The following is an 11,501-nucleotide window of genomic DNA, read 5'->3' as shown; positions in this document are numbered from 1 at the left end:
GAAGTCGGAGGCGGTGCGCGGAAGTGTCTTGACACCCGACCCCGCGACGACTGAGCATCGAAGCGCTTCGAAAGCGTCCGGCCGCTCCACCGCAAAGGGATCCCCACGTGACCGCATCCACGCCACCCGCGCCTCCGTTCCGTGATCCGCGCCTGTCGTTCCCGAAGCGCGTCGACGACCTGCTGTCGCGGCTCACGCTCGACGAGAAGACCGCGTTCCTGCACCAGTTCGCGCCCGCCGTCGAACGGCTCGGCGTCGCCGCCTTCCGCACCGGCCAGGAGGCCCTGCACGGCGTCGCCTGGATGGGGCCGGCGACCGTGTTCCCGCAGGCCGTGGGCCTCGGCGCGACCTGGAACGAGGATCTGGTGCGCCGGGTCGGCGAGGCGGTGTCCAGGGAGGCCAGGGCGATGCGCGCCCGCGACGAGCGCGTCGGCCTCAACGTCTGGTCCCCGACGGTCAACCTGCTGCGCCACCCCCTGTGGGGCCGCAACGAGGAGGGCTACTCCGAGGACCCGAAGCTCACCTCCGCCATCGCCACCGCCTACACCCGCGGCCTGCGCGGCGGACATCCGACGTACTGGCGCACGGCACCCGTCCTCAAGCACTGGCTCGCGCACAACAACGAGACCGACCGGGACACGTCCTCGGCGTCCGTCCGCCCGCGCGTCCTCAACGAGTACGACCTGCGCGCCTTCCGCGAGACGGTCGAGGCGGGCGCGGTGGCCGGGGTGATGCCGGCCTACAACCTGGTCAACGGCCGCCCCAACCACGTCTCCCCGTACCTCGGCCGGCACCTGCGCGCCTGGACCCGGGACGATCTCCTGGTCTGCTCGGACGCGGGCGCCCCCTCCAACCTGGTGGACTCCGAGCACTACTTCGCCACCCACGAGGAGGCGACCGCCGCCGCGCTGCGGGCCGGGGTGGACAGCTTCACCGACCACGGCACGGACTCCTCGAAGATCGTCGCGCGGGTCCGCGGCGCCCTGGAGCGGGGCCTGGTGACCGAGGACGACGTGGACGCGGCCGTGCGCCGGCAGCTGTCCGTCCGGTTCCGGCTCGGCGAGTTCGACCCGGGGCAGGACCCGCACGCCGTCACCACCGCCGAGGACGTCGCGGCGGCCTTCGACACGCCGGAGCACCGGGCGCTCGCGCAGGAGGCGGCGGAGCAGGCCGTCGTCCTGCTGAAGAACGACGGTGTGCTGCCGCTGGCCCCCGACACCCGCGTCGCCGTCGTCGGCCTGCTCGCCGACGAGTGCAAGCTCGACTGGTACAGCGGCACGCTCATCCACCGCTCCACCCCGCTGGAGGGCCTGTACGAGCGGTTCGGCGCCGAACGCGTGAGCTTCGCGGAAGGGGTGGACCGGGTCCGGCTGAGGACCGCCGACGGTACGTTCCTGCACGTCCTCCCGTCGGACGGGGCACCGGACCGGGCGGCCGGCGCCGAGGGCGCGCTCGATCCGGCCCTGCTGGCCGGCCGCACCGATCTGCCGCCGCTGACCACCGACGCCACCGGCACCGAACTCGCCCTCGTGGACTGGGGGGAGGGCCTGCTCACCCTGCGCGCCCCCGACGGCCGGTACCTGTCCGTCGCGGAGGACGGCTTCGTGCGTGCCTCCGCCGACCAGCCCGGCGGCTGGATCGTGCAGGAGACCTTCCGTCTGGAACCCCACGGGGACGGGCACCTCCTGCGGCACACGGGAACGGGTGGTCACGTCCGTGTCGCCGCCGACGGCGTGAAGGTTGCCGCCCCGGACGCCTCCTCGGACGCCTCCCCGGACGCCTCCTCGGCCGGCGACGCCCCGGAGGTCTTCGAGCTGGTCGTCACCGAGCGCGGCGAGGACGCGGTGGCGCGGGCCGCGGCTCAGGCGGACGTGGTCGTGGTGGTGGCGGGCAACGACCCGCACATCAACGGCCGGGAGACCGAGGATCGTACGACGCTGCGCCTGCCCGCCCACCAGGAGCGGCTGCTGCGCGCGGCCCGCGCCGCCAATCCGGCCACGGTGCTGGCGCTGACGTCCGCCTACCCGTACGCGGTCGACGCCCAGGCGCTCCCCGCGGTGCTGTGGACCGCGCACGGCGGCCAGGCGGCCGGCACCGCGCTGGCCCGGGTCCTCGCCGGGGACGTGTCCCCCGCCGGCCGGCTGCCTCAGACCTGGTACGCGGACGACGCCGACCTGCCCGGTCTCCTCGACTACGACGTGATCGGCAGCCGCCAGACCTACCTGTACTTCGAGGGCACCCCGCTGTTCCCCTTCGGGCACGGCCTGTCGTACGCCTCCTTCGCCTACGCGGACCTGTCGGCCCGGGCGGAGGCCGGGACCGTGTCCGTGTCCTTCACCGTCACCAACACCGGGGACGTCACCGCTGACGAGGTGGCCCAGCTCTACGTGCGTGCGGAGGCCCCGTCGGTCCCCCGTCCGCGCCGCGAGCTGCTGGCCCACCGCCGGCTCACCCTCGCCCCGGGCGCCACGGCGGACGTGTCCTTCGACGTCCCGTCGTCCGCGCTCGCGTTCTGGGACGTGGCGCACGACCGGTGGCGGCTGGAGCCGGGACCGTACGCCCTGCTGGTGGGCGCCTCCTGCGAGGATGTCCGCCTGTCGGCGACCGTGCCCCTGGACGGCGAGCCCGCGGCGCCGCGACCGGTGCGCGAACGGGGGCTGGAGGCGGTCGCCTTCGACGAGCAGAGCGGCACGGAGATCGTCGACCTGACGAGGACCGCGGGTGACGCGGTGACGCCCGTGGCCGGGCGCACGGGCGAACTGCTGTACCGGGACTGCGACTTCGGCGCCGGGGTCACCGGGGTGACCGTGAGCGTGGCGGGCGAGGGCTCCGTGGAGATCGCCCTCGACGGCGGCGCGGCGCCGGTGGTGCTGTCGCCGGACGCGCCCGCCCCGGGACCGTACGCCTACGGGGAGCTGCGCGCCGCGCTGGCCGCCGAGGGCGTGCACGACCTCCGCATCAGGCTGCGCGGCTCTCTGCGGCTCGCGCACGTCGGCTTCTCCGGCTGAGGGTCCGGAGGAAGCCGGCACGAGGGGGCCGGGCGGCGGTGGCCGCCGCTGCCCGGCCCCGTCTCGTCACCCGGGGGTCCGCCACGGGGCCCCACCCTCAGGGGCGCGATCCGTCCCCGCCCGCCCGGACCAGGCCCGTCTCGTAGGCCACGATGACGGCCTGCCCGGTCGCGCAGTTCCGGTTTCGCGAACCGCCGCGTCCGTGGCCCGTCGGTACGTATGCAGGCCTGGGCATCGTCTGCCGGGAGGCCGCCGCGTCCGGACTGCCGGTGCTGGTGGCGGACTCGGGCGGCGCCCCGGACGCCGTGCTCGAAGGCGAGACGGGCCATGTCGTCGACGGCCGCTCGGTGGCGGCGACCGCGGACCGGCTGACCCGGCTCCTCCTGAACCCCGCGCTCGCCCGCGAGATGGGCGCGAGGGGCCGCCACCGGGTGCGTGCGGAGTGGTCCTGGGCCCACTCCTGGGAGACGCCGAGGGGCCTGCTGCTCGCCCAGGAGGCGCCGTCCTCGCCGCGCGGGGGGGTGAGACGCGGTCGGGTACGGCGGCGGACGGACTCCGTCCGCACCACGCGGAGACGGGACGAACTCGGGTACCGCGGCGGGGCCGACGGCGGACGGACGGCGGCCCGAGCCCCCGCACAGTGGGCTCGGGCCGTCGGCCTTCTCGGGGTGGGTCAGAGGGCGAGGCCCGTCAGGACCAGCACCCGCTCGTAGGTGTAGTCGTCCATCGCGAACCGCACGCCCTCGCGGCCCACGCCGGACTGCTTGGCGCCGCCGTACGGCATCTGGTCCGCGCGGTAGGACGGCACGTCGCCGATGACGACGCCGCCGACCTCCAGGGCGCGGTGGGCGCGGAAGGCGGCCTGGAGGTCGTGGGTGAAGACACCCGCCTGGAGGCCGTACTTCGAGTCGTTGACCGCCTCGAACGCCTCGGCCTCGCCGTTCACCTTCTGCACGCTGAGGACGGGTCCGAAGACCTCCTCGCAGGCGAGGGTGGTGCCGGCCGGGAGGTCGGTGAGGACGGTCGGCGCGTAGGAGGCGCCGTCGCGCTTGCCGCCGGTGTGCAGGGTGGCGCCCGCGGCGACGGCCTCGTCGACCCAGGACTCCACGCGCTCGGCGGCGGCCTCGCTGACCAGCGGGCCGACGTCCGTCGCGTCGTCGTTCGGGTCTCCGGTGACCTGGGCCTCGACGGCGGCGACGATGCGCGGCAGCAGGCGGTCGTAGACGGCGGCGTCGGCGATCACGCGCTGCACCGAGATGCAGGACTGGCCGCCCTGGTAGTTGGAGAAGGTCGCGATGCGGGCCGCGGCCCGGTCCAGGTCCTCGTCGCTCGCCCAGTCGCCGAGGACGACGGCCGCGCCGTTGCCGCCCAGCTCCAGGGTGCAGTGCTTGCGGGGCACCGAGTCCATGATCGCGTAACCGACCGTCTCGGAGCCGGTGAAGGAGATGACCGGCAGGCGCTCGTCCTGGACGAGGGCGGGCATCTTGTCGTTGGGCACCGGCAGGATGCTCCAGGAGCCGGCCGGCAGCTCGGTCTCGGCGAGCAGCTCGCCGAGGACCAGGCCGGACAGGGGGGTGGCCGGCGCCGGCTTGAGGATGATCGGCGCGCCGGCGGCGATCGCGGGGGCGATCTTGTGCGCGCACAGGTTCAGCGGGAAGTTGAACGGCGCGATGCCGAGGACGACGCCCTTGGGGAAACGACGCGTGAGAGCGAGCCGTCCCTGGCCGCCGGCGTCGGTGTCCAGGCGCTGTGCCTCGCCGCCGTTGAAGCGGCGGGCCTCCTCGGCCGCGAAGCGGAAGACGGACACCGCGCGGCCCACCTCGCCGCGGGCCCACTTGATCGGCTTGCCGTTCTCGGCGGAGATCAGGCGGGCGATCTCCTCGGTGCGCTCGACCAGCCGCCGGGAGACGTGGTCCAGGGCGGCGGCGCGGACGTGGGCGGGGGTGGCGGCGAACTCGTCCCGTACGGCGTACGCGGCGGCCACGGCCTCCTCGACCTGGGCGTCGGTCGGCAGGCTCACCGTGCCCACCTGGCTGCCGTCCCAGGGGGACGTGACGTCGAAGCCGGACTCGCCGGTGGCCTGGCGGCCGGCGAGCCAGAAGGCGTGGGTGGAAGTCATCTCGAGTCCCGGCCCTTCCGCGTTGGGGTCTGTGTACGTGTACGGGGGTGCGGGGTCCACGGTAGGGCGGGAGTCGGCGGAGGGCGTTTGTCCGGGGTGTAGTGGTGGGGACGGGTTGTTCGACGCCGCGGCCAGGTGGACGCGGGGGTGGGCCGGGCGGGCCGGAGGGTTCTCGTCCCCGCCGCCCCGTCCCGTCTCCGGCTCCGCCGCCCTCGGGTCCCCGCTTCGGCCCTCAACGGGCCCGTCCTCACCCCCCGGACGGACCGTTCTCCGTCGACGTCGCCTTCAGGGCGAGCCAGAGCTCCATCCGCACGTCCGGGTCGTCCAGGGAGCGGCCGAGGATCTCCTCCACCCGGCGCATGCGGTAGCGCAGGGTGTGGCGGTGGACGCCGAGGTCGGCCGCCGCCGCGTCCCACTGGCCGTGGCGGGAGAGCCAGGCGCGCAGGGAGGCCACCAGGTCGCCCCGGCCGGTGGCGTCGTGGTCCCGCAGGGCGCGCAGCAGGCCGTCGGCGAAGGCGCGTACCGCGTCGTCGGCGAGGAGCGGCAGGACCGATCCGGCCGCCAGGTGTTCGTGTTCCACGCAGATCCGTCCGCGCCGCCGGGCCACCGACAGGGCCTGCTCGGCCTGCTTGTACGCGGCGGAGGCGGCGATCGGCCCGGAGGGCGCCGACAGGCCGACGACGAGGCCCTCCTCGTCGCCGCCCGGCCTCGGCTCGGGCGCCGGGCGGGCGGTCTCCAGCGCCGCGGCGTACTCGGTGCAGGCGGCGACGGCCGCGCCCCCGTCCGTGGCCAGCACCACCAGCCGCTCGCCCTCGGGGACGACGAGCACCGCCTCGCCCGACCGGGCCGCCGCCGACTCCACGACCTCGGCGAGCGCGCCGAGCGGGTCGCCGCCCGTGTCGGCGGCGGCCAGCGCGGCGGCGGAGGGCTTGGCCGGGGCGGCCGGCACGCGCGCGTGCGGGCCGGCGTGCGCCCGCGCGGCGGACGCGGACGCCGACTCGGCGACGACGATCCGGAAGGGCGCGTCCAGCAGACCGCCGTACAGGTCCCCGGCGACCGTGCGCGCGTGGTCCGGTTCGCCGGCCAGCAGCATGCGCAGCACGGCCTCGTCGATGCGCTGTTCGGCCTCGTGCAGGGAGCGTGAGCGCTCCGTGGTGAGGGTCAGCAGGGCGATGGCGGAGTGGACGGCGTAGCGCTCGGCGGTGCCGAGGGCGGCGGCGGTGCCGACGGCGAGGGCCGAGCGGGGCCGGCGGGAGGTGCCGAGCGAGTGGAGTTCGACCCGGTCGGCGTTCTCGGGGTGCTCCGCGCCCCCGGCGCCGCCGACGACCGAGGAGGCCGGGGCGGGGCGCTCCCGCAGCCGCTGCACGTCCCCGGTGAGCCGCGCGGCCCTGCGGCCCGCCCAGTCGGGCGCCGCGGCGACGACGGCGCCCGAGGCGTCGTACAGCGCCGCCCAGCCGTCGACCTGCGTGGCGAGTGCGGCCAGCAGCCCTTCGGGGCCGCCGGTCAGGGCCTGCCGGGTCAGTTCCCGCTGGGCCGCGAAGCCCGCGGTGACCGCCCGGTACTGGTCGGCGGCGATCGCGGCGGACACGGCCTTGCTGATGGCGAGGAACGGGGTGCGGCGCGGCACCTCCAGCAGCGGCAGCCCCTCCTTCCGGGCCGCCGCGACCAGCGGCTCGGGGATGTCGTCGTAGTTGACCCCGACGGCGAAACCGAGCCCCACCACGCCGGCGCCCACCAGGCGCTTCACGTACCGGTGCATCACCGCGGGGTCCTCGGCGTCCAGCTTCAGCGCGGTGATCAGGAGCAGCTCCCCGCCCTCCATGTAGGGCACGGGGTCGGCGAGCTCGCTGACGTGTGCCCAGCGCACCGGCACGTCGAGGCGGTCCTCCCCCGCGCGCACGGTCAGCTTGAGCGCGGAGTGGTGGACGAGCGAGGCGAGCGTGGGGGGCATGGGGCCTGGGCCTTCGGATCTGCGTGCGGTGCGGGAGGTGCCTGAGGTGTGAGACAACCGTGATCTTTTGGCCGCCGCGTATGAACGACCTGTGTCGATTCTGCCTCACTGTACGGTCCCGGGCGTCCGCTCCGGACAGATCACCCGCGCCGGATCACCCGCGCAGGTCCACCAGGAGCGGCGGCGCGTGCTCCCCCTTGACCGAGGTCAGCGACAGCACCGCGTGCCCCGCGGGCACCGCGTGCGCCAGCTCGGAGGCGGACCAGCGCTCCCGTTCGACCTGCCGCACGGTCACCGCCCGCGCGGTGGGCGCCTTGCCGGTGATCACCCGGCGCAGCATGTGCACGGCCTTGCCCGCCGGGGTCTCGGCGATGATCTGCCGGTCGGTGACGTCCGTGGCGTCGGTCCACTCCTTGCCCCACACCGCGGCGAAGTCCTGACCGTCCCAGGGGGTGAGCCCGGCCAGTGCCATCCGGCACCCGACGGACCCGAGCAGCGGCCCGCGCAGCGGGCGCGGCACGTCGTCCAGCGTGCGCAGGGTCAGGACGACACCGGCGCCCGCCGAGCGCAGCCGCTGGACGGCCCGTACCGCCTCCGGAGTGATCACGCCGCTCGCGTCGTCCAGCACCAGGCAGGCGAAGAGCGACCGGTCCTCGCGCACCGAGACGCTCGCCGTGAACTGGGCGAGGACCAGACGCGCCAGCATGCGGGAGGCGTCGGCGTGTCCGCGCTCGGGCAGGTCGATGCGGACCCGTACGGGGTGGTCGAGCGCCCTGAGCGAGAACGGCCGGGTCTGCCCCGAGGTGTCGAAGAAGGGGGCGAAGGCGGGCCGGTCCAGCAGGGCCACCCGGTCGGCCAGCACGCCGCCCACGTCCCCGGGGTGCGCCATCTGCCGCTCGCGCGCGTCCAGCTCGCGCAGCAGGGACTCGTGCCCGGCCGCCCGCAGCCCCTCGCGCAGTGCGGCCAGCGGACCGGGCGTCCCGTCGAGCAGCTGCCGCAGCTCCGGTACGCCGGGGAAGCGTCCGTGCACCGCGTGGAAGGGGCCGAGGAGCTGGGCGAGGACGGTGGTGGAGCGACGGGTGTCGCCGCCCGCGTGCGCGTCGGTGAGGTCTCCTACCAGGGCTTCCGCGAGCACGGCCGCGGCCTCGTCGGGGTCGGTGGTGCCGCCGTACAGGTCGAGGTCGTACACCGAGTCCGGGTGACCGACGCGCACGACGACGTCGTAGGCGTCGGCCGGGCCGAGGTGCGCGCCCGCGGCGCCGACCACGACGACCGCGGCCCGTCCGGCCAGCGCGTGCAGGCACAGCGACTCGGTGAGCGGTCGCACGACGCTGCCGGTCTTGCCGGAGCCCGCCGGTCCCACGGCGAGCAGGGAGGTGCCGAGCAGGTCGGGGTCGAGGGCCAGGCCGGTGCCCCGGTAGGCGTAGGGGTTGCGGGCGTCGTCGGCGGTCGTACCGAGCCGCACCTGCCCGGTGACCAGGTCGTGCCGGGCCTGCCGGACGGGCAGGTCGCGGGCGCCGGAGGGGTGCGGGCAGGCGCCGGCCCCGTGGCTGAGCACCGCGCCGGTGAAGGAGGCGAGGCTGTGCCGGCCGCCCAGGACGCCCTGCCACGCGCGGGTGATGCGGGCGTGGTCGACGTCCCGCATGAGACCCTGGCGGGCCTCGCCGGCGAGCCGCTCGGCGGCGTCGTGGGCACCGGCCGCGCGCAGCGCGGGCCAGCCGACGGGGTCCTCCTCGGTCACCGGCTGCGGCTCGCGCGGCTCGGGGCGCCGCAGCCGCGGCTTCACGAAACGGCGCCAGACCTCGTCCCAGCGGCCCAGCCGCCCGACCCCGACCATGATCGCGAGCACGACGAGCAGGGTGTAGCCGTCCCAGACGACGAGGTTGACGATCTGGCTGTCGCTGGTGCGCCACGAGTCCGGGGTGAGCAGTTCCAGGGGGAGGATCCACCAGCCGCCCAGGTAGCCGTTGGCCAGCAGCGACCAGATGAGCCACCCGACGAGGAACGCGATCAGCGCCCCGGTGAGCAGCTGCCTGCTGGGCATCTGCTCCGGCTCCTGCGCCGACCGCGGCCGGTGCCCGAAGCGCCACACGCCGGGCAGCGCCTCGGGACGGGGGGTCCGCAGCCACGTCACGAACGCGGAGCCGTCCGGCAGGGGCGGCGCCCCGGGCGGCGCCGGGGGGCGCGGCGGCACCGACGGCACCTCGGGTGGCCCCGCCGGGCGCGGCACAGGATTCGCATGCGTACCCCGTGCGTCCCGCATCCCGTCGCTGTCCATCGCCCTTGCCCCCTGACCAGCCGCTCCGTCCACCATCAGCGAGCCAATCTAACGCCCTCCCAGGGGGAGTTCACCGCTTACGCGCCCGCGCTCGCGTCGACTGTCCGGATGCCGCCGCGCGGACCACCTGTCCACCACGGACAACCGACACGCCGGGACACGCCCACATGGAGCATGCCCGCTCCCCCGTCCCGGTCCTAGCCTGCGAGAAAAGAAGGCAAGCGTCCGTCACCTCCGCAAGACCCAGGAGCCCCCATGACCGCACTTCCGCAGGAGCGCCGCGTCGTCACCGCCATCCCCGGCCCGAAGTCGCAGGAGCTGCAGGCCCGCCGCACGGCCGTGGTCGCGCAGGGTGTGGGCTCCGTCCTGCCCGTCTTCACCGCGCGCGCGGGCGGCGGCATCATCGAGGACGTCGACGGCAACCGCCTGATCGACTTCGGTTCCGGCATCGCCGTGACCTCCGTCGGCGCCTCCGCCGAGGCCGTGGTGCGCAAGGCCTCCGCACAGCTCGCCGACTTCACCCACACCTGCTTCATGGTGACGCCGTACGAGGGCTACGTCGCCGTCGCCGAGGCGCTCGCGGAACTGACCCCGGGCGACCACGCCAAGAAGTCGGCCCTGTTCAACAGCGGCGCCGAGGCCGTCGAGAACGCGGTGAAGATCGCCCGCGCCCACACCAAGCGCCAGGCGGTCGTCGTCTTCGACCACGGCTACCACGGCCGCACCAACCTGACCATGGCGCTGACCGCGAAGAACATGCCGTACAAGCACGGCTTCGGTCCCTTCGCGCCCGAGGTGTACCGCGTGCCGGTCGCCTACGGCTACCGCTGGCCGACCGGCCCGGAGAACGCCGGTCCGGAGGCCGCCGCCCAGGCCATCGACCAGATCAGCAAGCAGGTCGGTGCGGAGAACGTGGCCGCGATCATCATCGAGCCGGTGCTCGGCGAGGGCGGCTTCATCGAGCCGGCCAAGGGCTTCCTGCCCGCCATCAGCGAGTTCGCCCGGGACAACGGCATCGTCTTCGTCGCCGACGAGATCCAGTCCGGCTTCTGCCGCACCGGCCAGTGGTTCGCCTGCGAGGACGAGGGCATCGTCCCGGACCTGATCACGACGGCCAAGGGCATCGCCGGCGGTCTGCCGCTCGCGGCGGTCACCGGCCGCGCCGAGATCATGGACGCCGCGCACTCCGGCGGCCTCGGCGGCACCTACGGCGGCAACCCGGTGGCCTGCGCGGGTGCGCTCGGCGCCATCGAGACGATGAAGGAGCTGGACCTCAACGCCAGGGCGAAGAACATCGAGGCGCTCATGAAGTCCCGCCTCACCGCCATGGCCGAGAAGTTCGACATCATCGGCGACGTACGGGGCCGCGGCGCGATGATCGCCGTCGAGCTGGTCAAGGACCGCGCCACCAAGGAGCCGAACCCGGAGGCGACCGCCGCGCTCGCCAAGGCCTGTCACGCCGAGGGCCTGCTGGTCCTGACCTGTGGCACCTACGGCAACGTGCTGCGCTTCCTGCCCCCGCTGGTCATCGGCGAGGACCTGCTGAACGAGGGCCTCGACATCATCGAGCAGGGCTTCGCCCGCGTCTGAGCGAGCCCGCGAGGGGACGGGGCGAGCGGCCAGGTGAGCGAGCGCCCGAACGCGCATCTGAGCTGCGTTTCGCACGCCTGACGGGGCGAGCCGCAGAGCGTGTGAAGAAGGTGTGCGGGGTGGATGGCAGGACGCCGATGACCCTGTCCTGAGCCCACCCCCTGTCGTAGGTTCTACGCAGATGAGAGATACACCCCGCCCACAGGGGACTGTGGGCGGGATCTCAGGACGAGGCCTCCCCAGCTTCGACCTGGTCGTGCCTCGCGCACACCACCGGAGCCCACGGGTTCCGGGTCTCCTCACGATCGGACGGTCGCCCGCCCCAAACCCCCCGGGGCGCGCGGCGTTCCGGTCAGGACGGCCGCCCCGGCACCCGGGACGGCGGTTCACCGAAGGGCCGGCACACTCCCCCCCTTGCGCCGGCCCTTCGGTGTTCCCACGGCCGCCCCGGTCGTCGGGCCGCTCCACGGTGATGCGGGCCATCGGATCGCGCGCCTCCCGGACCCGGAGCGTCCGCGCCGGGCGGGTTTCCACGGGCGATCGCCTCCGCCTCCC

General features: G+C 74.8%; 5 protein-coding genes and 1 pseudogene. 3 read left to right on the top strand and 3 right to left on the bottom strand.

All coding sequences use genetic code 11. The features are described 5' to 3' along the window. Window positions 1-107: 107 nt before the first annotated feature. Entirely contained in the window at window positions 108-3,008 is a 2,901-nt protein-coding gene (locus SAM23877_RS25690) for a glycoside hydrolase family 3 C-terminal domain-containing protein (protein WP_053137859.1), read from the top strand. A gap of 224 nt (window positions 3,009-3,232) precedes the next feature. Next, window positions 3,233-3,493 (top strand): annotated as a pseudogene (locus SAM23877_RS41400) (glycosyltransferase); the annotation flags it as partial. 188 nt (window positions 3,494-3,681) lie between these two features. Here SAM23877_RS41400 and SAM23877_RS25680 read toward each other — a convergent pair. The 3 genes from SAM23877_RS25680 to SAM23877_RS25670 all read right to left on the bottom strand — a co-directional run bounded on the left by SAM23877_RS25680 (window position 3,682) and on the right by SAM23877_RS25670 (window position 9,356). Continuing rightward, a complete protein-coding gene (locus SAM23877_RS25680; RefSeq protein ID WP_053137853.1) occupies window positions 3,682-5,127 on the bottom strand; it encodes an aldehyde dehydrogenase family protein in 1,446 nt (481 codons plus the stop codon). A 247-nt stretch (window positions 5,128-5,374) separates the two neighbouring features. After that, window positions 5,375-7,078: a PucR family transcriptional regulator gene (locus tag SAM23877_RS25675; protein ID WP_053137850.1), complete on the bottom strand. Its 1,704-nt coding sequence runs from the start codon at window positions 7,076-7,078 to the stop codon at window positions 5,375-5,377. Window positions 7,079-7,232: 154 nt separating this feature from the next. Next, complete coding sequence (locus SAM23877_RS25670) at window positions 7,233-9,356, bottom strand: ATP-binding protein (protein ID WP_079030427.1); 2,124 nt, start codon at window positions 9,354-9,356, stop codon at window positions 7,233-7,235. A gap of 255 nt (window positions 9,357-9,611) precedes the next feature. On the opposite strand from SAM23877_RS25670, the gene gabT reads away from it, so the two are divergent. After that, window positions 9,612-10,946: a 4-aminobutyrate--2-oxoglutarate transaminase gene (gene gabT, locus SAM23877_RS25665; protein ID WP_053137844.1), complete on the top strand. Its 1,335-nt coding sequence runs from the start codon at window positions 9,612-9,614 to the stop codon at window positions 10,944-10,946. Window positions 10,947-11,501: the final 555 nt, after the last annotated feature.

Source organism: Streptomyces ambofaciens ATCC 23877, assembly GCF_001267885.1.
Lineage (GTDB): Bacteria > Actinomycetota > Actinomycetes > Streptomycetales > Streptomycetaceae > Streptomyces > Streptomyces ambofaciens.
This window is presented reverse-complemented; position numbering and strand designations above follow the sequence as displayed.

Coding starts and splice junctions, on each gene's coding strand:
- gabT (WP_053137844.1), top strand. CDS start 9,612: ATGACCGCACTTCCGCAGGAGCGCCGCGTCGTCACCGCCATCCCCGGC.
- SAM23877_RS25670 (WP_079030427.1), bottom strand. CDS start 9,356: ATGGACAGCGACGGGATGCGGGACGCACGGGGTACGCATGCGAATCCT.
- SAM23877_RS25675 (WP_053137850.1), bottom strand. CDS start 7,078: ATGCCCCCCACGCTCGCCTCGCTCGTCCACCACTCCGCGCTCAAGCTG.
- SAM23877_RS25680 (WP_053137853.1), bottom strand. CDS start 5,127: ATGACTTCCACCCACGCCTTCTGGCTCGCCGGCCGCCAGGCCACCGGC.